The organism is Furfurilactobacillus milii, from assembly GCF_009864005.1.
Classification (GTDB): Bacteria; Bacillota; Bacilli; order Lactobacillales; family Lactobacillaceae; genus Furfurilactobacillus; species Furfurilactobacillus rossiae_B.
The window spans coordinates 58808-81005 of sequence record NZ_WEZQ01000001.1; the positions used below are offsets into that span (position 1 = coordinate 58808).

General features: G+C 45.6%; 14 protein-coding genes. 6 read left to right on the top strand and 8 right to left on the bottom strand.

Annotated features, from left to right (window positions below; genetic code table 11):
* Nucleotides 1-9 precede the first annotated feature (9 nt).
* The 4 genes from GB993_RS00330 to GB993_RS00345 all read right to left on the bottom strand — a co-directional run bounded on the left by GB993_RS00330 (nt 10) and on the right by GB993_RS00345 (nt 12615).
* The gene (locus GB993_RS00330) at nt 10-10668 is read right to left on the bottom strand and encodes a KxYKxGKxW signal peptide domain-containing protein (RefSeq protein ID WP_161002814.1); all 10659 of its coding nucleotides are present in this window, start codon (nt 10666-10668) and stop codon (nt 10-12) included.
* Nucleotides 10669-11089: 421 nt separating this feature from the next.
* Entirely contained in the window at nt 11090-11743 is a 654-nt protein-coding gene (locus GB993_RS00335) for an MIP/aquaporin family protein (RefSeq protein WP_017261135.1), read from the bottom strand.
* A 232-nt stretch (nt 11744-11975) separates the two neighbouring features.
* Entirely contained in the window at nt 11976-12311 is a 336-nt protein-coding gene (locus tag GB993_RS00340) for a hypothetical protein (RefSeq protein WP_017261136.1), read from the bottom strand.
* Between the two features lie 82 nt (nt 12312-12393).
* Nucleotides 12394-12615: a hypothetical protein gene (locus GB993_RS00345; RefSeq protein ID WP_161002613.1), complete on the bottom strand. Its 222-nt coding sequence runs from the start codon at nt 12613-12615 to the stop codon at nt 12394-12396.
* A gap of 223 nt (nt 12616-12838) precedes the next feature.
* Here GB993_RS00345 and GB993_RS00350 point away from each other — a divergent pair, with 223 nt between their 5' ends.
* Together GB993_RS00350 and GB993_RS00355 are read left to right on the top strand one after the other, a co-directional pair.
* Nucleotides 12839-13960: a baeRF6 domain-containing protein gene (locus GB993_RS00350; RefSeq protein WP_161002614.1), complete on the top strand. Its 1122-nt coding sequence runs from the start codon at nt 12839-12841 to the stop codon at nt 13958-13960.
* Between the two features lie 138 nt (nt 13961-14098).
* Nucleotides 14099-14767: a YdeI/OmpD-associated family protein gene (locus GB993_RS00355; RefSeq protein ID WP_161002615.1), complete on the top strand. Its 669-nt coding sequence runs from the start codon at nt 14099-14101 to the stop codon at nt 14765-14767.
* A 300-nt stretch (nt 14768-15067) separates the two neighbouring features.
* Here GB993_RS00355 and GB993_RS00360 read toward each other — a convergent pair whose 3' ends face one another.
* The 3 genes from GB993_RS00360 to purH are packed head-to-tail and all read right to left on the bottom strand — an operon-like array spanning nt 15068 to nt 18270.
* Nucleotides 15068-15613: a phosphoribosyltransferase family protein gene (locus GB993_RS00360; protein ID WP_161002616.1), complete on the bottom strand. Its 546-nt coding sequence runs from the start codon at nt 15611-15613 to the stop codon at nt 15068-15070.
* A 2-nt stretch (nt 15614-15615) separates the two neighbouring features.
* Complete coding sequence (locus tag GB993_RS00365) at nt 15616-16692, bottom strand: NCS2 family permease (protein WP_161002617.1); 1077 nt, start codon at nt 16690-16692, stop codon at nt 15616-15618.
* A gap of 57 nt (nt 16693-16749) precedes the next feature.
* The gene (gene purH / locus GB993_RS00370) at nt 16750-18270 is read right to left on the bottom strand and encodes a bifunctional phosphoribosylaminoimidazolecarboxamide formyltransferase/IMP cyclohydrolase (protein ID WP_161002618.1); all 1521 of its coding nucleotides are present in this window, start codon (nt 18268-18270) and stop codon (nt 16750-16752) included.
* Nucleotides 18271-18582: 312 nt separating this feature from the next.
* Between purH and GB993_RS00375 the strand changes: the two genes are divergently transcribed.
* From GB993_RS00375 to GB993_RS00385, 3 genes are all read left to right on the top strand, one after another.
* Nucleotides 18583-19377: an SDR family NAD(P)-dependent oxidoreductase gene (locus GB993_RS00375; RefSeq protein ID WP_161002619.1), complete on the top strand. Its 795-nt coding sequence runs from the start codon at nt 18583-18585 to the stop codon at nt 19375-19377.
* Nucleotides 19378-19457: 80 nt separating this feature from the next.
* A complete protein-coding gene (locus GB993_RS00380; RefSeq protein WP_161002620.1) occupies nt 19458-19772 on the top strand; it encodes a hypothetical protein in 315 nt (104 codons plus the stop codon).
* A gap of 212 nt (nt 19773-19984) precedes the next feature.
* A complete protein-coding gene (locus tag GB993_RS00385; RefSeq protein ID WP_161002621.1) occupies nt 19985-20857 on the top strand; it encodes a helix-turn-helix transcriptional regulator in 873 nt (290 codons plus the stop codon).
* A gap of 109 nt (nt 20858-20966) precedes the next feature.
* On the opposite strand, the gene GB993_RS00390 is transcribed toward GB993_RS00385, so the two are convergent.
* Nucleotides 20967-21122 (bottom strand): hypothetical protein, encoded by a 156-nt coding sequence (locus GB993_RS00390; protein WP_161002622.1) that lies wholly within the window; start codon nt 21120-21122, stop codon nt 20967-20969.
* A 264-nt stretch (nt 21123-21386) separates the two neighbouring features.
* Here GB993_RS00390 and GB993_RS00395 point away from each other — a divergent pair, with 264 nt between their 5' ends.
* Complete coding sequence (locus GB993_RS00395) at nt 21387-22163, top strand: zinc-binding dehydrogenase (protein ID WP_161002623.1); 777 nt, start codon at nt 21387-21389, stop codon at nt 22161-22163.
* The last annotated feature ends 35 nt before the right edge of the window (nt 22164-22198 follow it).

Genomic DNA, 22198 nt, shown 5'->3' on the forward strand with positions numbered 1-22198 from the left:
ATACCTTTTTTAATGCCGTTTTCGCTCGCCAAGTCCTAATAGTGTGACTAAACCAAGTAAAGCAAGACTAATCACCCCTGTTAAACGGAGGTTAGCGTCACCCTGTTCACCCATTTTAGGTAGTTTTTTGTTGTTAGTCGTTGAATTCACCCCGACATCTTTGAACCGCATTGGTTTAATCACGGCAGATGGAATCAGTCGATGTTGTTGAACAGCCTGCTTGGCAAATGCACCGGGGCGCGTTGAAACCATCGTCAGACCGTTGTTTTTCCCAGTCTGTGAAGCCGATGATGCCTGTTGGTCAATGATTGGGGTCGAAACACCGTTCCCGTTGGGGTCATTGTTCGCTTGTAACAATAAATCCGCTTGATGCTGCAACTGTTGAGCTTGCTCTAATGCAACTTGAGCTAGTTGTGCATAATGTTGGGCTAATGCGACATCATTATGCGCGGCTGCCTCAGCAGCTAACTGGGCATCGCGTTGGGCTTCATCCCTAGCTAATTGAGCAGCATTGGCCAGATTTTGACCAGCTGGTGTCAAGCTGCCCGCGTGAGCCGTTTGAGCTGCTTGGCTTGCTGCATTGGCAGCTTCGTTGGCCGCAACGCTGGCATTTTGCGCGTCTGTATTAACCGCCTGTTGAATCGCTGTCGCCATCTGTTGGGCGACTGCCTCAGCTGACTGAACCACTTGGGCGGCAGATGTTGCTACCTGTTCGGCACTAGCAGCTGCACTCGCAAATTGGCTGGCAGCACTAGCATCATTCAACAACGCAGCACTAGCCGCCTCGCTGGCTAATACACTCGCCAAGTTGGCAGCACCACTGGCAACTTTACCGGCTGATTGAGCCGTAGCGACTTGCTGTTGTAAAAGTTTGTCCAAACTTTGAACGGTTGCATTCGTCGGGTCACTTACAGCTTGTTGACCGGCCTGAGCTGCAATTGCACTTGCTGAATTAACGTGACTGGTCGTGTTGTTGGCAGTGCTTTGGGCGGCTTTGTTAGCTGCTGAGGCGACACTTGCCTCACTCGTAGCGTTACTTGAATCGGCTTTGACTGCCGTTTGCAAACTAGCTAATGCCTGGCTGGCAGCACCCTCATCAGAAGTCGCCAACTGTTGCGCTTTAGTAGCGGCTTCTTGAGCGCTTTGTGCCTTCTTGGCCCATTCACTAGCTGCCGATGCATCATTGATATTGGCAGCACTGGCAGCAGATTTGGCAAAGTCGTTGGCTAAAGCGGCAGCGTCACTTGCGGCCGCTTCAGCGCTGGTCGCCTCATTAACTTTCTGCGCCACTTCACTAGCCAGTTGCTGGACACTGGCATTTTGTTTATCTGTTCCGGCTGCGCTGGTCGCAACCGTTGATGTTGAAGCAACCACTGATGCTAGCGAAGCGGTGGACTGGTTGGCGGAAGCAGCGCTGGATGCCTGCTTCGTTGCCTCACTGGCGTAACTGGCGGCCGTGGATGTGTCTGTCGTAACCGTATTATTGACCAACAATTGTAAATCAGTAGCATGACTGGTCAAACCTTGCGCTTGATCCGTGAGTGTCTGCGTGTTGGCATTAGCTGATGCAGCCGCACTGGCATAGTGACTGGCGGCAGAAACATCGTTGTCAGCTGCTGCAGACGCTGCTTGACTGGCTAATGATGCAGCGGTACTTGCGGTTGCGCTAAGAATCTTTGCAATTGACTGAGCGGCGCTCGCCGCAGAAGTTGCCTGGCTCGCCCAACTCTTGACTGCTTTGTTGGCCGTATCTTTATCGGCATCTTGATTAGCCGTTGATGCAGCGAGACTAGTCCCGTTTACAACATGTTGAGCGGTTGCTGTCGCCGAGCTAGCGACACTCGCAGCATTACTTGCACCAGATGCTTGTAAACTAGCGGCATGGCTATCGGCACTTAATGCCTGTGTAATCAGTTGACTATTGGCATTAACTTGATTAGCTAACGAGTTAGCGACGCTCTGTTCAGAATTCAGCAAACTTTGGACATTTGCGGCACTAACATCGTTTAGGGCCGCGGCAGAGGCGGTTTGACTAGCTAACTGCTGCGCGACGTCGTTCAAACTGGCGGCTACGCTGTCTGCCGAGTTTAGCCCCGACTGTGTTGCTACTTGTTGACTGATCAAACTTTGGTAACTGCTGTTTGCCTTATCTGCTCCCGACTGAACAGCTGTTGTCGATGTTGCGGCACTGCCAGCCAATGAGGCTGCCTGCTTGCTGACATCACTGGACTGTTTAGTTGCCGCACTCGCCTTAATGTTAACACCATCAGCAATTTGGCTTACCGCATTCGCATCTGCCTTGACGTCATCTGAAAGAGCCGTCATTAATGACTGAGCCGATGTGTTATCTGCATCAGCGGTACTTTCCAAACTGGCAACGGTGGATGCTGCGGCACTGGCTGACTGAGTCAGTTTAGTGGCTAATGCCGGATCATTAGATGCCGCGGCGGCGCTAGCTAATGACTGTAGCGAACGCGCTACATTGGCAGCAGAATTGGCCGCAGATAATGTCGCACTGGCAGCAGAATCTAACGATGCCAAACTTTGGTTGAGACTCTGTACTGTCTTATTCGCTGAATCTGTGGCAGCCAACTTTTTACCAGCTGATGTATAACCTGCAACACTCGCAACTTGACTACTCGTTGATGCCGCCTCACTGGTTGCAATGTTGGCATGGATAGTCGCCGAGGTTACCTGCTCAGAGGCAGCTGTGTGATCGGCAGTCACTTTGTCGTTCGCGTCGTCAGCCAAACTATGAACTAGCGACTCTAATGAGTTAATCGCAGATTGATCGCTCGTCATATCATCATTTAAAGATGTAGCGGCCGACTGTGCACTCGTAGCGCCACTGACATCGTTTAACGAAGCCGTGGACTGAGCTGCACTGGTCACGGATGCCAATTTGCTGATCGTTGACGTAGCCGAAGCAACCTGACTGTCAGCTGATTTGGCCGCGACTACAGCCTGACTAACAGCAGTTGAGACTGCCTGGTTCTTCGTATCGGCACCAGCCAGCGATTTCAGTTCGTTTACTAAGCTACTGATAACAGCGCGCTGATCTGAAATTGTCTTGTTTGCGCCACTAGCAGTTGTGCTCGTTGTCGTTACCTTTTCGGCAGCCTGACTTGCAGCTTGGTGGTCGTCTGTGACCAATTTTTGCACCTGAGCATAAATTGACGTGGCCGAATCGTTCAATTGATTGATCTTTGCCACATCAGCGGAGGCCACTGCTCCCGCTGACGTTGCCACTTTTTCAGCAGACTGTGCCGTTGATTGATCATTTGTTAACGCAGCTGAGGCCGCAACACTCGCCGCACTAGCAGCGATCGATGCCTGTTGTGACACAACGGTGTTCAGACTAATCGTTTCACTGTCGATACTTGTAGCACTACTATCCAAACTTTGAACTTCTGAATTCATTAAATCCGTCTTAGCCAGTGAGTTGGTGCTCGAAACGGTACTGGTTATTTGACTCTCCACATTTTTACTGGTCGTTACACCAGTTGCCGCACTAGTGGCTGTGTTGCCAGCAGACATAGCAGCATCTTTTGCTGCTGTGCTATCGCTAGCCAGTGCTGATGTGGCCGAGTTCATAATACTCGTCACTTCAGACTGTGCACTTGCCGCTGTCGAGGCCAAATCATTGGCAACCTTGGCGGCACTTAGAGCTAATGACTGATCCTGACTCGCTAAAATTGGTTTATTAAAGCTGGCAACACTGGTTGCACTCTTTGCATAATCCGTTGCTGATACTGCAGCAGCGCTGGCCTCACTAGCAGTTGTCGCAAACTTATTTAGCAAACTTGTTGCTGCTGAAACGGCCGTTTGAATACTTGCATTATGAGGATCTTGATTAGCAACACCGGTCAACGAACTCAAATTAGTCGCTGTTGTTGCGGAGGCCGCTTTAATAATTGGCGCGGCACTATCGGCTGACAACGCCGCACTGGCCGCCTGACTAGCTAAATCACTGGCAACCGTGTGATCGACAGTCGTTGCAACTGAATTAAAATCACTAGTTAATGACTCGGCCTTAGTTTCCAAACTATTAGCAACATCTTGATCTGAATCTGCCTCGCTAGCGAGTTGACTGGCAGTCGCGAAATCATTGTCATTAGCTGCACTAGTGGCTTTGTCCACTAATGTGGCAGCACTTGCTGCGGCTTGTTTGGCCTGATCAACCAGCCCATTAATCGAGTTAGCTAAATCGGCAGCGCTCTTGGAAAGCGTCGTCAATTGCGTATTGCTGGCATCACTGGTCGTCGTTTTAGCAACTGATGCGGCATTAGCACTCGCTGCACTGGCCAAACTATCAACCAGTGAGCTTGCAATACTAGCCACGTTAGCAGCACTACTGGTCGTATCCGCTGCCTGAATGGCACCAATGCTATCGTGAATCAACGTATTTTGCGCATCATTTGTTAAGGACTTAGTCTGTGAGGCAAGCCCATTAGCGACCGTATCGTCAGAATCCGCTAACGATTCAGCAGAAGCCGCCTGGCTGGCAAACGTGCTAGCTGCACTGGCATCATTCAAAGCCGCAGCCGACGCAGCTTGGCTAGCAAACACACTAGCATTACTGGCAGCAACACTTCCAGCAGATGCAGCGGTTGAAGCTTCACTGGTTAATGAATTGACTGCACTGGTTTCGCTTTGAACCGTTTTATTTTTCGGATCACGTGCAGCAATTGACGCTGCTTTACTTGCCAACGAGTTGACCGTTGATACCGTTTGCGTTGTTTGACTGGCAACACTGGTCGTTGTCGAAGCCGCGACACTAGCCGCACTAGCCGCTGTTGATGCGTTGTTACTGTCTAATGCAACTTCGCTGGCAATTTGACTGTGAACACTGTTAACACCTGATTGAAGACTAGCAACCGTCGAAGCGATACTGTTCGCTGTGCTGGCCTGTGTGGATGCCACGGACGCCAACGACTTTGCAGCTGATTGATCATTCAGCAAGGCCGCGTTTGACGCCGCACTCGCCGCACTTTCAGCGATACTAGTTGCCGTCGATAGGCTGACTTTCTGGTCACTGACTTGATTGTTAAGCTGATTGGCAGACGTCAGAATGCCATCCAAATCAGTATTCGCGCTATCCGTGTTCACTAATCGACCCGCGTCACTAACAGCACTGGTCATTTGAGAAGCGGCACTGTTGGTTTGTTCAACATCACTCGTTGCCTGACTAGCTAAACTGTTTGCGACGCTAACCGCTGAATTAGCAACACTACCATCACCAGCAATATCAGTCGTTATCTGACTGTAAACATTGTTTGCCTGAGAAGCCAAACTATCAACTTGATACTCTAAAGAGCTAACAGTCGAAGCGGCAGCAGAACCCTTGGCCGCATACTGGCTAGCTAATGACGCATCATTGTTGGTCGCGGCAGAATCTGCTAACGCTGCGTAAGAATTAGCTTCACTGGTAGCAGATGATGCTTGTTGGTTATCGCTCGCAATCGCGCTTGCCAGAGAGTTAGCACCCTTAATTAGATTGGTAACTTCTGCGTTTTTAGGATCCGTAGCTGCCACAGAATTAGCAGCGCTCAGAATACTATTAACGTTTGTCCCTTCACTAGTGGCAGCAACCGTTGCCTTATTCGCAATGCTGGCAGCCGTTGAAGCAGCTGAGTTTTGAATGGCAGCAGCCGTGCTGTCGGCGATGGCCGTTTGGTTAGCCGCAACGGCCAGTGAATTTGCTTGACTCATTAATCCTTGAAGTGAATCTTGTAAGCCAGGAATTTGATGCTCAGCACTGGCTGCTAATGAGGCATCTTTGGTAGCCTCATTGACATCGTTCAACGCTGCAGCTGATGCGGCCATCGAACTATACGTGCTGGCCTGCTTAGCCAAGCCACTTACTGTCGTTTCAATACTATTCGCATTACTAGCAACCTGTTGCCCTTGTTTGACCAAACTTTGTAACGCACTATCAGCCGTCGTCGCTGACGCAGCACTAGCTACCTCTGAAATTGCTTTATTAACATTGCTATTTTGCTGACTGACTGTTACTGCCTCACCAGAAGCAGTGGATGCTGCTGCTGCCGCATCGGAACCTTGTTCACTAGCAGTAACACTATCAACATGGACTGCGTTGGCAATAATCGGCGCTGTCTGGCTGACAACAGTATTTAATGACGTTAACGATGTCGTTAATTGTGCATCCTGACTGGCAATTGAGGCGGCTGTCAAAGCAGCTTGGGAGGCACCGCTTGCATCATTATTCAACGCGGCCTTAGAGGCTGTGCTTGTCAGCTGGTCAACAGTAGCTCGATCATTAGATAGCTTAGCTGCAATCGAGGCGGCAGAAGCAGCCGCCAGACTGGTAGCAACAGCGGATTTTTGAACTTCGGCATTTGTGCTGTCAGTTGCTGCATCGCTGGCAGCTTTTTGTGCAATGCTATCAGCTTGGGAAGCAACATCAGAGCGGTTAACCATCATCGATACCGTATCAGCATCCGTTGACTTCGTTGCGGAAGCGGCCTGTGAAGCAGCGGTGCTATCTGAAGTAACCTCATTATCAATCTCATTGTCTTCAGCCAAGAAGTCCGTGTAGAAAGCCCGCGCCGCTTTTGCCGCGGAGTCGGCTTTACTTTGCGCAGCTGAAGCCGATGCATATAATGTCTTAGCATTGTCTGCCTGGTTTAGATCAGCGGCTGCCTGAGCGGATTTGTACAGATTATTAGCAATTGCCGTTTGATCAGCCGCAACGGTCTGCAAAGACTGTGTGGAGGCAGCGGCAGATGCAGCCGCTGCTGCCTGCGACTGAACGTGAGTATTTTGCTTGTCCTGTACGGCCTTATTAGCGGCCCTGACACTCAACGAGTTGTTGCTCGTCACAAAGTCTTGAATCGTACCAATATCCGCACTAGCTTGTACCGCATCCACACTGGTGGCCTTCGCCGCCGAACTCGCCGCAATACTATCAGAACTGACAGCACTCTGAACGAAATCATTGGCACTTTGAGCAACCGTGAACAGACTGGTAGCCACCATAGCAGCCGATAAAGCAGCGGTTTGGGCACTCGTCGCCGAAGCAGCGTATTCACTGGCTAAACTCGCATCATTCGAAGCCGCGGCCAGGGATGCCCGCGAAGCAAAGTCACTGGCAGCAGAAGCATAGTTACTCGATTGACTGGCAAATGACGTCGCTTGTTTGGCCTCGTAACTGGCCACAGAAGCAGCAGATGCCGCACCACTAGCAGCTGACTGAGCTAAACTGGCTGCACTGACAACCTTGTTATTTGCAAGGTCGGTTTTCCCGGTTGCTGAGGCCGCATTGGCATTAGTCACGGCCTGAACAGCTGCACCACTGGCGGTTACGGCATTATTAACAGCAGTAGACGCAATGCTTTGTGCCTGACTAGCCAGTTGTGAGGAAACCTGACTATCAACGGTAACCTGACTGGCTACAGTCTTTGTCGAACTAGTGACGACAGCCGCGGCGCTGTGCGTTACCTGTGCTTCCGAGTTCGCTTGAGCAGCTAAACTAGAAGCACTCATTGCGTAATCGTATGCCGCACTGACATCATTATCATCCGCCGCACTGGCGGCCAATGACGCAAATTGTAATGCTTTATTGGCATCATTATTTGCAGAGTGAGCCGCTTTATTCCCAGCATCCGCATTTTGCGAAGTCGTGCCGGCGCCAGTTTGAACATTACCATTAGCCTGGTCCGCAGCTGCTAATGACATTGCCTGACTAGCAGTCATGTTGGCCTGAATAGCTGTCATTGCAGCAGACAACGCGGCTGACTGAACGGAGTGCACGACACTCTGCGCTGTCGAGGCAACGTTGGAGGCGGCAATTGAGGTCGCAGTAGCCGCAGTGCTTTTAGCTTGAGAAGCAGTGGATGTCGTTTGAGAAGCAGTCAAACTAGTTGCGCTCGTCAGCTCGTTAGCTGCCGCAGCTGCACTATTAGCAACAGACGATGCATTTGCAATTGCCGTAGATGCAACTGCCAGTGCTGAATTGTATTGCTTTGTGGCAGACGCCGCTACAGCATTTGCAGAATCAGCTTTTTTCTGATCGTTAGTTGCCATATCCGAATAATAGGAGAGATTTGAATCTTGTTTAAAACTTGAATTTTCCCATTCATATAAGGAATTGGCAGAGTTGGCAGCAACAACTGCCGCAGAAGCGTCCGCCAACTCCTTTAAATAAACTTGTTCAAGACTTGTGGCCAAACTATTAGCTGAGTTAGCCGTTGTAATAACCTCGGCTACCTTGCCGTTAACTGAATCCAGAACACTCTGTGCACTTGTCGCAGCACTGCCCTGACCCAAAATTGCTGTGTAATAAGACTGTGTAGCTGAATATTGATTAATAACATTTTTATCGTTCGGTGAGACAGACGCAGCGTAACTGGCAGCAACCAACGCAGATTTGGCACTAGAAAGCGCGCCACTGGTCATCGCCTGATATGAATTAACCTGTGACTCAGCAGCAGTCACAGTCGGCGTAGGATCTGCCGTAAACGTATAAGTTAGCGAGGTATTTGTGCCAAACGTTTCTTTCAAGTCTGGCGACTTGGTTAAAAGATAGTTCAGCCCATCGGTTCCCTTAACTTCTGAGGTCGGTTCGACTGCAGATAGATCGATTGCAGTGCCATCAACTCCAGAAATAGTCCTGTCCGCCTTAATCTGCTTACCATTAGCATCCACATAGTGAATCGTGGTTGTAACCACGTTACCTGTTTGAATTTCCGGAGTTGTCTGTGTTTGATTATTAGTAACCGTGTACGTAAACGCAGATGTTAATCCGTAACCAACACTATTGTCCCAAACAACCACTGTAGCAGGGTCCATTCCCATATCAATTGCAGCCTGAGCGGATTTCTTGTCAGGATAAACGTGAATTGTATCACCGATATTAGCTGTTACAGTAATGGGAGCAGATGCTCCGCTTGGTGTCTTAACATCTAACGTAACCTTTGCAGTTCCTTTGGTGTAGCTTAAGTTAGTAATTTTCGCTGACTGTGGATTTTTGGCACCACCTGTGGAAGCGGCAAAAGACAATGTGTACGCAGTTGATTGTGATGTATCGATAGAAATAGTTTTAGTAAAAACATGGTTAGTTCCATTGTCTGGAACATCCATGGTCAACGTGCCGGTTCCGGATGTAGCATCGTAATGGTAACTCATCGTAAAATTATGAAAACTGCCATTCAAAATCTGTGAACTCATGTGTTGCCACGTTGTTGAGGACGCAGCAATATTATCATCGGTTTCCCAGTCGCTTTGGGTATAGTTATTAATTAACCCATCCGCATCTGTTGTCCGCCATCCCATATAAGGCGTCGTTGGATCGCCAAATTGATTGTTTTCTTCTCCACCGTCGGACGGGTCACCTGAGTTCCCCCAAGGATCAAACACAAACCCAAAAGCATTCTTAAGACCGGCAATACCAAGACCGCCACCCTTCATACCATTAAAGGTTTCCGTGGGATTTTCAGGAGCTTGAACAAAGACAAGCGAAACACCGTCGGCACCACCAGAGTATCCGACTTGCAGTGCACCAGATAAGGTAAAATCGTGCTGAAAATTAATAGTCGTATTTAAATTGGCGTGCCCAACTTGATCGTTTGCATTGGCTGTTAATTTAACAGTCCCAGCATTATCAAACTGCACACTAGTACCATTACCGGTAAATTGCGTTGATGCGTTCGTGCCAGTAACATTCCCGTTAGCTGTTCCAATTTCCATGTTGTTGCTTAAAGTAGGCAGGCTAACACTGGCATCCTTTTGCGTGATCATCATAGGTTGATTAACAAGCGCCAACGACTTCTTCAGTTCTATCAGCTGAGCCGTTGTCGTTTCATCTGGGACACTAATTACTGTCATGCCATTAATCATCGTTAACGTGCTGCCTGTCGGTAATACAGCTTGTTGAACAGTTGACGTGGGTACATTGGTATTAGTGTCTAATGGTAAAGGTGTTTCACGTGTAACAGTCGTTTTTGCTCGGGACTGAGCTGTTACGATACTCGCTTCAGAGGCCGGAGTTACTGCAGATTGTGACGATGCCACCAATGATGTCTTACCTTGTTGAAGACTATCTACTACGCTTTGGCTAGTAGCAACCGATAAAACAGCATCTGCCTGTGGCGCACGTGAAACCAGCGTGGCCGGATTAATAACATTGCCAGTAACAGCCGCTTGTTTTTCAGCCGGAGCACTTGTAGGCACCTGATTAATATCTTGCTGAGCCAAATACGCACGTGAAGTTAACGCGCTACTGTCAGGACTTTTTTCTGAACTACTGTCAACGCTGCTTTGACTATTAACACCGGTTAAATCTGGATTTTTAGCATCAGTCGGTTGACTAACTGTCAGTTGCGCTGAATTAGCTGCTTGAGTCACATTGGATTCAGCAGTAGCACTAGTCATTGAGATGCTACTGACAACACTGCTGATTGCACTGTTTTTAGTCGTATTTTGGGCAGCCCCGTCGTTGACAAGACCCGAAGAAGCAGTGATTGAAGTCTCAGTTATCTGTGACTGAGCACTAGTTTGATCCGCCGAGACCATCTGATCTGTGCCAATCATTCCCGTACCAAAAAAAAGTAGCACTATGCCTGCAAACAGCCAGCGCTTCCCTGCCTTATACATCTTATAATGCTCTTTGCGTGTCGTTGAGAACCGACCCAACTCACTATCTTTCATAAATCCCCTCAGAAACCCTGTTTCAGAAAAATTAACATCATTAAATATCACGTTTTGTTAATTATATATCGCGCAATTTATTTGTAAACATAGCAAAATGATGCGCTATTAAAACATTTAGTTGGGTTTTTAAATAGTGTTAATTTTATTGAAATTGGTACGGTTCAAAACTCCCTTATCACAAAGTAACAGGCCACTATTGGAACATTAAAGCAAAAAACAAAAGAGGCTCTTTCTGACAAAAAAATTGATTTCTAAGAATTTAATAATTTTTATATTGTTTAACTTTCTAGAGTCGTAATGTTTATTACCAGTACAAATATTGAATGAAAAACAGCGTTCGACATCAAAAAACACCCTGGTTGCCTGACCAAACGGTCAAGTTTCCAGGGTGTTCGTATATAAAGCTTTAAAAATCAGTCTAGTCTTCGCTACCCATCCAACGACCAACAAAGGCCGCGATAGCAGCACCCAATACTGGGGCAATCAAGTAAACCCAGTAGTGAGATAAAGCAGTACCACCAGCAAAGATGGCAGGCCCGAAGCTACGAGCAGGGTTCAAAGAACCACCAGTCAAGTTCAGGGCAACAATGATCAAAAAGGCTAAGGTCAAACCAATTGCTACTGGTGCCATTGTAGCGTTACCAAACTTGTCGCTAGTGACCATCAAGATCACAAATACGAACAAGAAGGTAATAATTGTTTCGAAGCAGAACGCTGCGCCAGCAGAGATCTTAGGAAAATCCGTTTGACCAAAACCAACGCTCTTTGGCAAGCTTAATGCGTGTTCAAAGAAGTCCAAAACGGCCGAAGCAACTGTAGCACCTAAAAATTGCGAAATAATGTAAAAAATGGTGTCACTAGCTGACAAACGACCGTTAATCAACATCGCGATAGAAACAGCGGGGTTGAAGTTACCTCCTGATACACCGCCAACGGCATAAGCCATCATCGTAATGGCCAATCCGAATGCTAAACCAATGGCTAAAGTGCCGCCTTTAGCAACCGTAACTGTACCAGTACCGATGAAAACAAGCATGAAAGTTCCGATAAACTCGGCAAAATACTTTCTCATTTTCATTCCCTCCAGGAATATGTAAATTTAGAAAACTTTTGTTCGAACTAAATGATACCCTATTTAGCCTAAAAATACAGACTAAACACCTGTGATTAACCATTTCGCTACAAAATAATTACGTTTCATGTGCATTTTAAAAATTGCATAGAAAAAGAGTTGAACCATGAGCTTATTTCAAACAATTACAAACTTGATTGTTCAAGATAAAAGCTGATGATTCAACTCTATTTTAGTTTCGATGATTAGCTGCAATAACCTGCAAACGATGACCAGCAATCCACAATAGGATAGCCGCTACCCAAGAAGCAAAGATCACACTAATAATTCCTTGCTGATAAAACGCGCTACCATTGGCCAGCCATCGATCCGTGAGCTGATTCAATTTGGACAACTCCCACACACCTACAATGGCTGGGATCAAGGTCACCGTGTAAACGAAGAACGATGCCCCACCCGTTAACATTGTCAAACTAATGACAACACCAGAAAAGATGTTGATAATGGCTGCCCATAGTAATAACCCGTGAACGGCGGCATTAGCCTGTTCACGCCATTCCTGATTCATTTTAAATCCGTCCTTTTATCCTTAGTTAGTTGATTCATTATGACACACTTTACTAATCTAAGGGACAAAATGACCGACGTTATTACTTTGTCTTACGATCTGCTAATGCCTGCTTGCCTTGATCAGTTAATCCTTCGACGGTATTGCCACTGGCTTCGATGTAACCAGCGTCGATCAAAGGCCGCGGATCGCCGCCAATCGCATTATCACAGTAGTCTACGAAATGAGTAACTGGCGTCCCGGATTCAACACGTCCTGAGGCAATCGCATCTAAGATATCGTAATCTGTATTTGTTAGTTCCATATCAATTCCTCCTTCTTAAACTGAAAGAATTATACCCTGTTCATTCATAAATTGTCTTATTTTTGTGCTCTATGCGGATTCATCCCCATAGGCACATAATTCGCGTCCAACCGTGGTACTTGCTACGCTATCAAGTAGAAAGTTCCGTCTAACGGGTGTTTGAAGCCTTAAAGGACGCATGCCTAAACAACTAAGACGTGTTTAAATTAGGAGGATAACGCATATGCCAAACTCACTGTTAAATACAGCTACATTAACAACTTTATTAACACAACATCCTGATGCGCCAGTTGTATCAATTTACGCAAACATTGATCCTGCTGATCGGCCTCACACACGATTGCGTGTTCAGGATCTTATTCGTCAGGCAAAGCAACACGTCACCCGTCAGTTTGGCACGGACTGGTGGTCCAGCATTGAACCGCGAGTGACAGCGGCACTCAGCGACGACGCACTGTTTGCACAAAATATTAAAGAAAGCATCGCCGTTCTAACCACAGCAGATCAAGTAATCATCGATCATTTGTCCGCCAACGTAACTGACCAAGTGTCTGTAAGCACCGTTCCCGAGTTACGACCACTGCTACGTGAACAACAGCGCGCCTTCGATTTCGATTTACTTGCTCTAAATGGCGATTCGTTTAAGCTTTACCAAATTCGTAATCATCGCGTGATTTTAACTCCTCTGCCAGAGGATGCGCCAACCACCTTGACACAGGCACTCGGCACAGAAATCCGTGGCGGAGACGTTAATGGTGTCAGTCGCGGTGAACACGCCGGCTATCACGGTCATCACACCAAAGACGTCGGCAAAGATATTGACCTGACAAATTACTTCCAAGCCGTTGATAACTTCATGCAAGCTTGGCAAAAAGATACACAACGCCCGCTAATTCTGTTTGCCTTACCAGAAAATCAAGCTTTATTCCGCAAACTCAGCCGCTTAACACATGTTTCCACAGATTATGCGTTGAATGAATCTCCCGCCAACTTAAGTACTGCCCAGATTCAGCAACGCGTTGAACCCTTATTTGAACAGCATGCCGACCAAATTATTCAAACGGGACTCAAAGCTTACCATGATGCTGCTAATGCCAATCATCAGGTCAAATTACCAACCGACATCGCCACGGCTGTTTCTCATGGTCAGCTGGGGACTTTAATCGTCGCCGACACATCCGAGTGGCACGGTCACTTAGACCGTGATCAATTCATTGCCGACCCAACCGCCGCTAATGCTATTCCTTCACTGTGTGCCACTATGCTTCAACGTGGCGGTAATGTGATTGTCGTTAATGAAGATCAGTTGCCAGATGGCCAACCAGTTGGGATCAGTCGCTATTGATTTACACTAAAATGAAATAGATATAAGGGGTTAAATGCGTCTTAAACGGCGTATTTAACCCCTTTTTTCTTGCGCACTATGCTATGCTGTCGATGACAATTAACGCTAAGATTAATGTATATATGAAAGGTGATACTTATGCCTAAAACGTTTGCCGACAAAATCAAACTCTCCACGTACAAACATATTTCGATCCGTCATCAACCAGATACAATTGATCCACTGCCGTTCAACCAAGTAGGCGCCTCAACAAAAACAAACGACCTCATTCTGAGTTTTTGTTTATCAACAGACATGATGGCCGCGGAAATTAAAACGATTGCGGACGAAAAATTGCTTTCATCTAAGGGCTATCTTTACCTAATTTACCCAAAATTGAAAAACAAACTTGGTCTGTCGGGGATTCATCGCGATGTTCTTTTCCCCGCTCTCAACGTTGATGAGGACAGCGGTGCAGTAGCTGATACTGGCCTTAAATTTTCGCGGATGGTGAGTTTTGATGACAACTATACAGCCGTGGGATTAACTTGGCTGGCAAGCAATCCTCGTCGTGCTGACAATCCATCTGGTCGCGTTGCAACTTATGAAGATCGGTTGAGCGAACTCAAACAACTAATCGGCACAGATACTGATGCCCATCAAGCCTTCGATACGTTGACGCCTGGCTATCAGCGTTCTTGGGCACGTTATGTATTCAGTCCCAAAACATCTGCAACTCAACAGGCACACCTTCAACAAATGATTAGCTTGTTGAAGGAAGATTACGCATCAGTTGAATTATGGCACCAGGGAAAAAAGCGTCACTAAAAATTTTTCAAAAAAATATGCGCCACGTTTCAAACTCGTAAACGTTGTCACATCAATCGTTTACAAACGTTAACACCGAAATTTACACGTTTCGCAACTATTTCATTAAGTCTTTTTAAGCTTACTTTTAGGTAACGTCGGTATATTATAAACATCGAAGGAGTTCATACCCCTCACTCCTCCGACGTAATGTATCTCCCCCCAGATATGTTAAGACTCTCTCTAGAATGATGGCTGACCTAGGATTCCCCGATCCTAGGTCAGTTTCTTTTTGTCTATTTTTATTGGGACGCCTTAACCTTAAATTGAAAAGACTGGCAGAGACCCCAGAAAAGTAATGTCATCCCTCGTTGCTGCCGTTCCCTCGGCCAAAATCGCACATTTACAAACAACATTGGCATCAACCTTAGCCATTAAATTTTCTGCTGCAGTCAATGAACCTCCAGTCGAAATCACATCGTCCACTAAGAGTATTCGTTTGTCAGTAAGTCGAAGAACATCATTACCATCTAGCACTAACGTTTGTGACTCTTCTGTCGTAATTGACTTTACAGGAACACTTATTGGATGAGCCATGTACCCCTTTACACTTTTGCGAAGGACGACATAGCTTTTACGATGCGTTATTTTACTTATTTCTTCAGCTAACGGAATACCTTTGCTTTCCATTGTGACGATTTCATCAAACGGTTCAGTTATTCGTTTGACAAGTTCAGCGGCTGCATAACTGGACATTTCTGTATCCCCGAGCAGAACAAACGATGCGATTGCAACAGTCGAACTAATCGGAATAATCGGCAACTTTCTTTTCAAAACTCCTATCGTAACTTCATAACTTTTTTCCATCCTCATAACCCCAATCCGATTATTGGCAAAATAAATTTGAAAATGGCCCCTGTCAATAAGCCTGACATTGGATCAACTAATGCTGTGACAATCAATGTCAACGCGGAAATCGATGCACCAGATCCTTTCAACGCTAATGCAGCGTTCTCTGGAAAAATAATCACGGCTCCCAAAATTAGCAAAAATCCTGCAATTGAAGCAGCTGGTACATATTTACCCAATCGTGGTAACCAACCGGAAAATAATAAAAGTGCCATTAGCAACATCATCAATATTCCAGAAACGACTGGTTCTGGTGCACTTGCGGTCGCCGAAATAATACTTTCTACTGGCGCCCCACCAAGTAAGCTCGTTCCCATATCCGCAAAGGCCTGCGTCCCCGTCAGAATATTCAGGTTCACCGGATTTGGCTTAATGCCTGTTAACTGACCAGTTACCACCCCGTATGAAATGTTCGCGCCAATATTCAAACAGGCTAAGCTTAGTGCTCCCCGAATCACTCGCAGATTAACCATTGGTTTCAAGAAGTGAAAGCGCCGCTCTACAACGTATTGTGGCAGTTCCACCCGATAGTGAGTACCATAAACGGCCACTACGCTTGATGCAATGACGGATAAAACAATTGTCCAAACCAAGTCCTTCGTTAATAAATATGTCAGCACAGCAACGCCGACAGAAGTGCCGCCAGCAATTCGTTCGTTTTTAACCATTGTCAAGCTGATCTTACTAAGCATTAAACCAACGCCTGCCATCATACCCGCGATGATACCATTTCCTAAAACATGTACGATACTCGTTAAAGTACCTGTCAAACCAATAACTAGCATAATGATGGAACCGCCAAAAATGATCGACGACCGTTCTCGGTGTGTTTGACCTAAACGACTCAAAAAGCCTAATGACTCGGCCTGAAATGAAATCGGTGCAACAGATCCAACCGCGCCGTTCACTAATGCGCCAAAAACGAAGGAAAAGGATGTCGGAAAAATGGCGAATCCCAGAGTCATGGCCATAATCCCTTGAGGAATCCCATTCAGAACAACGCCTATTGCCGCCATTAAATCAGCCAACCAATGCATGTAAATACCCCCGGATTATCATTCTGTATGTTTGGCGTAATAACATCAGGTCATAAACTAGTGTCGAAAATGCCGAACACCTGTCGTCACCATTGCAATGCCAGATTCGTTGGCCTTATCAATAGAATCTTGATCACGGATGCTACCACCCGGTTGAATGATTGCATGAATACCATGCTTAGCCGCATATTCAACACAGTCGTCCATCGGGAAAAAGGCATCACTAGCTAACACGGCCTCGTTAAATCGAGGCTGTTTTTTTGCGGCGTTAATAGCTAGTTCCACTGAACCAATACGATTCATTTGGCCGCAACCAATGCCCAACGTCTGATCAGCAGTAGCTACAACAATGGCATTACTCTTAACATGTTTCACAACAGTTTGTGCAAACTGAAGAGCTTTTAGTTCTGCCTCAGTTGGCTGAATTTCTGTTACAACGGTCATATCAGTAATTGCTTCAGTCTGAAGATCTTTATTTTGTAAAAGCAACCCACCTGTTACAGAAATCGCCTCAAGTTCACCTGGTTGTGCTTTTCCTAATCCGATAGTTAGCAATCTGACGTTCTTTTTCTTAGCCAAAACTGCATAAGCATCATCATCAAACGCAGGCGCCATGATAATTTCTAGAAACAAGGCGTGCATCTTTGTCGCTGTGGCAAGGTCGACCGATCTATTCAGCGCAACAATGCCACCAAAAATCGACATTTTATCTGCATTGTATGCTTTGTCCCATGCCTGCTCGATATCATCTCCAAGACCAATGCCACACGGATTCATATGTTTGACTGCCACCACTGCTGGTTGATCAAATTCACTAAGTGCGGATAAAGCTGCATCAGCGTCTTTAATATTGTTGTAGGAGAGTTCTTTACCGTGAAGCTGGTTAGCAGATGCAAGACTTATTTTCGAAGGATATTCCTTTGTATAAAAAGCAGCTTGTTGATGTGCATTTTCACCATAACGAAGAGCTTGGCGCTTCTGATATGTCATCGTTAATTTTTCTGGGAAGGGTTCAGGATTTAGATAATGTGCAATAGCTGCATCGTAGGCGGCAGTAATGGAAAAAACTTTTGCCGCCAGCTGACTGCGTAACGTCGCATCTTCAGACTTAATGCCATTCAGTACAGCTGAATAATCGCTCGGATCTGCAACAGCCCAAACATCTTTAGCGTTCTTCGCAGCCGCCCTCAGTGCCGTCGGACCACCGATATCAATTTGCTCAATTGCTTCAGTACGTGATACGTCCGGTCGATTTATCGTTTCAGAAAATGGATATAGATTTACGCACACAACGTCAATCGGTTCAATATCGTTTTCAGACAACGTTTGCATGTGTTCAGTTTTATCGCGTTGCGCAAGTATTCCTGCATGAATGCGGGGATGGAGCGTTTTAACCCTTCCATCGAGCATTTCAGGAAACTGTGTCACTGACTCTACGCTAATAACTGGCACCCCAGCGGAGCTTAAATGGCGTGCAGTCCCGCCTGTTGAAACAATTTCAAAACCCAAGTCAACCAAACCAAGTGCAAAATCCACAACTCCTGTTTTATTGAATACGCTAATCAATGCACGTTTCACCTTAATATCTCCTTACCCTCAAATGAGTGACTGACTTTTCTAATTAGTTTCGAACATTTAAATAAAGTTCGTGTTTATAAAAGCATCCGCTAACTCGTTTCCAAGTTAATAAAGGAATTCTATCATTGCACATTTCTTAAATCAACGATAAATATTAACTATTATATTCAATATAAATTAGATAGTTCGTGTTTTACAAATATATTAATTGTTATGATTCTCTTTTCCAGCGGTTACCAAAAAGTGCCTACTTGTTCTTTAACTGAGAACCAACTAACCTGATGATTGAAAAAAGACAGGAGACTATGACATATGGATTTACAATTAACGCACAAAATTGCCCTCGTAACAGGTTCAACCAAAGGAATTGGAAAAGCTATTGCTACTGAACTAGCTCGGGAAGGAGCCACGGTTATTATCAATGGCCGCAGTCAGAATAGTGTTTCAACGGCAATCAGCGACATTACAGAAGCTGTCCCAGATGCATCTTTGCAACCGGCACCGTTTGATCTAACAACATCTGCTGGTCGCACAGCACTGGAAGAAAAGTTTCCAACACTAGACATCCTTATCAACAACCTAGGTATTTTTGGTGCCATGGATTATTTCGACATCGACGATGAAACTTGGAATAGCTACTTTAACACCAACGTTTTAAGTGCTAATAACCTCGTGAAATTTTATTTACCAGGGCTGATGAAAGCTGATTTCGGTCGGGTTATCTTCATCGCTAGTGAGGCCGCCATCATGCCGTCCCCAGAAATGCCGCAATATAGCATGACTAAGGCCATGCAACTGAATCTATCCAAGAGCTTAGCCAACGTCACTCGTGGTACTAACGTTACGGTAAACACCGTTATGCCAGGGTCCACACTGACTGAAGGTGTGGTCGATTTCATTAACGATTTGTATCCTGACCCGAAGCAAACGTTTGAAGAAAAAGAACGTGAATACATGGCCAAGAATCGACCAACGTCAACGCTTGGCCGACTCATTCGTCCAGAAGAAATTGGCAAGCTTGTCACCCTTGTCGCTAGTCCTGCCGTTGGTGGTTTTAGTGGTAACGCTATTCGTATGGACGGCGGGATTGTACCAACGATGTTCTAATCACAGTGGGCGAGGTGCACGTTTTGCGGTACAATTAACCGAACGTTTTAATGAAACCGTGAAGAAAGTGAGTGCTGCTCGTGTATTATTTTCCTGCTCAGTTACTGGCCGTTGGCTATGTCGCCGCTTGTCTGGTAACCACTGTCAAAGCATATTCTGACCCCAAGATGTCTACTCACATTGCGATGTGGTGGTCCGCCGTAACTATCGTAATGGCACTCACACTTGCCAGTTGGGTCTTTCTTGTCGTCGGCAGTCTCGCCTCACTTGAATTGGCTTATCAAACGGACCGGTCCAAGGGTCTCATTCGTTGGTGGCCATTGATTGGGCGGACAGCCTACGTTGTCATTATGATTGCGTTGTACATGCGCTTTGGTGTACCAAACTTTAAATAGTCTAAAAAGCCTGATTTCTCACAGTATTGGTTGAGAAATCAGGCTTTTGAATTTAACTCATATTGAACACTATTTAAAACACACATTTTTAACAATGTTGACAGACCAACTTTATCAACACTTTTCCTGCCCATTTTTATGAAAAGGATGTTAAACTGCACACATTAATTAATTGGATTGCTTAGACAGATACGTTTTAAGAGGAAATTATCATGTCTGAATATGAAACATCGTTTGCTACCATGGCACAAACATTGGGCGAAAATTTAGCCATGCAACGCCGTCGTTTAGGTATGACGCAAAAACAATTAGCACGTGATATTTGTTCACAGGGACTCATCAGCAACATTGAACGTGGTAATTATGTACCCAATGCGATTCTACTTGGTCAAATCTGTAACCGTTTGAAAATGTCCATCGATCACGCTTTATTGAATCATTACTACAAAATCGGTCACCACGAGGACTTTAACGAAACTGTTGAACAATTATGTAATCAGCATTTATATCAACAAATGCGGGACTATTTAGAAAAATCCGAACTTGCGGACCACTTGCGACGAGATGACGACTTGCAGATTTATTATTACTACCATGCCTGCAGCGTTTACCAATTAACAAAAGATGCACAAGTAGCACTGAGAGAATTGAACCTAGCCTTATCCTTCACCTACTCTCCACATCAGACACACCTCACCAGCTTAGAAATGATCATCATGTCCTGCATTGATTTTGTCGAAAGTGAATCCAACATCAATCATGAATTTAAGCGATTCAAACGGCTCGAAAACATTATCTTAAACGATGATAATCTAACTCTTGATCCAAACTATAGTTTAATATTCTATCAATACGCGCTAACTCTGTTTCACCATGGCGAAAAATCAGAATCCATCGCTATTCTACAGACAGGGATCAAATGGGCTACCGACCATAACGTAACGTTCATGTTAGCCGACTTCTTCTTTCTGTTATCAAAAGAATATATCACGATCAAAGACGATGACAAGGCACAAGCAGCAACGCAAAAGTATCAAGTTCTTGAGTCATTATTTCATCAGCCCGTCAATCAAACAATCGGCTAAAGTAGCTAACTGTTTGGTGAAGAAACTTTTTTACCAAAAATAACGCACATTTCTGCCTTTTTAAAACTGATCCTGCTTTACTCAATCTTAGTGTGATTATGCCTTGTTTCTAATACAACCTTCTCTTAAAGAATAAAACCGCACAAATTTTCACCGCCAAGAAAATTGCCAAGGCAACGCTAGCCCAGCCTAAAACAACCACAAAACTCACCGAGAAAATTTTTGACAAACCTAGCAAAACTAATAACCATAAAACAACTGGCATGTAACCACCTCCATGAGAAAAGTATGCTCGCAAGCAGGAAACCAACAAAATCAGAATACTGATTTTTATCAAAACGAAATGCGTTTTATACTGCGTGCATCAAAACAAATGGAGGTCCATATCATGAAAGCAGTTATGTAAACCAGTTACGACGGCATTGATGCACTACGGATTATTGAGACACCATCCCCGCATGGTCAATTAATGAGCACACTGGTAAATGTCCATTTTGTCCCAGTATTACCCTGGGATATAAAAAGTGAAATGGGATTACTACCTGATGGTCACGCAGACCATTTGCCCAAAATACCGGGTTATGGCTTTTCAGGAATTGTTAACGCGAGTCATCTACTTGGACCAGCTGTCGGAACACGTGTCGCTGGGGCAACACCAACGGGTAGTTACGCAGAAATCGTCAACGCACCAATTCCACTTTATTTATTCACCCTACCAGAGGAGGTTTCACTCGCTGATGCCGCAACCATTTTTGGCGGTGCTGATACAGCAATGATGATTTTAAACAGCGTCCGTTTGAAAATAACAGATCACGTCTTACTCATTGGTGCCTCTGGTGGCGTTGGCGATTATCTCGCCCAGCTTTTAACTGCACGTGGAATAACCTTCACAATCCTTTCTTCTCAAAGGAGCTTAACGTACACACGGCAAACTTTTGTAGATGCCGACATCCGCTCAACGGTTGAAGATCTCGCTAATGAAACATTCGATTACGTCCTCGACACATCCGGCGATGTCACAACACTAGGCAAGATTGAGCGCACGTTAAAAACGAATGGTGTTCTATTTACCTCAGCATTGCCAAATTATCAGCCGCATAGACAAGATATCCGTAGTCAGTTCAACAACAGCCCAATTCCTCCAAAACAATATCAAACAATCATTCATATGCTCGCTACTGGTCAGCTCGTCGCACACATCGACCGCATTTTTCCAATGCAAGATGTTAAAACCGCGCAACAACGACTATTACAGTCGCCATCACGCGGTCGAGTGCTATTAAGTATTAATGAATCAACCTCTTGATTAGAAGAAACGGAAAACCATATTGTTACACGTGA

Bases quoted from the DNA above. Each gene is read 5' to 3' on its own strand.
- GB993_RS00330 (WP_161002814.1), bottom strand. From the start codon at position 10,668: ATGAAAGATAGTGAGTTGGGTCGGTTCTCAACGACACGCAAAGAGCAT.
- GB993_RS00335 (WP_017261135.1), bottom strand. From the start codon at position 11,743: ATGAGAAAGTATTTTGCCGAGTTTATCGGAACTTTCATGCTTGTTTTC.
- GB993_RS00340 (WP_017261136.1), bottom strand. From the start codon at position 12,311: ATGAATCAGGAATGGCGTGAACAGGCTAATGCCGCCGTTCACGGGTTA.
- GB993_RS00345 (WP_161002613.1), bottom strand. From the start codon at position 12,615: ATGGAACTAACAAATACAGATTACGATATCTTAGATGCGATTGCCTCA.
- GB993_RS00350 (WP_161002614.1), top strand. From the start codon at position 12,839: ATGCCAAACTCACTGTTAAATACAGCTACATTAACAACTTTATTAACA.
- GB993_RS00355 (WP_161002615.1), top strand. From the start codon at position 14,099: ATGCCTAAAACGTTTGCCGACAAAATCAAACTCTCCACGTACAAACAT.
- GB993_RS00360 (WP_161002616.1), bottom strand. From the start codon at position 15,613: ATGGAAAAAAGTTATGAAGTTACGATAGGAGTTTTGAAAAGAAAGTTG.
- GB993_RS00365 (WP_161002617.1), bottom strand. From the start codon at position 16,692: ATGCATTGGTTGGCTGATTTAATGGCGGCAATAGGCGTTGTTCTGAAT.
- GB993_RS00375 (WP_161002619.1), top strand. From the start codon at position 18,583: ATGGATTTACAATTAACGCACAAAATTGCCCTCGTAACAGGTTCAACC.
- GB993_RS00385 (WP_161002621.1), top strand. From the start codon at position 19,985: ATGTCTGAATATGAAACATCGTTTGCTACCATGGCACAAACATTGGGC.
- GB993_RS00390 (WP_161002622.1), bottom strand. From the start codon at position 21,122: ATGCCAGTTGTTTTATGGTTATTAGTTTTGCTAGGTTTGTCAAAAATT.
- GB993_RS00395 (WP_161002623.1), top strand. From the start codon at position 21,387: ATGGGATTACTACCTGATGGTCACGCAGACCATTTGCCCAAAATACCG.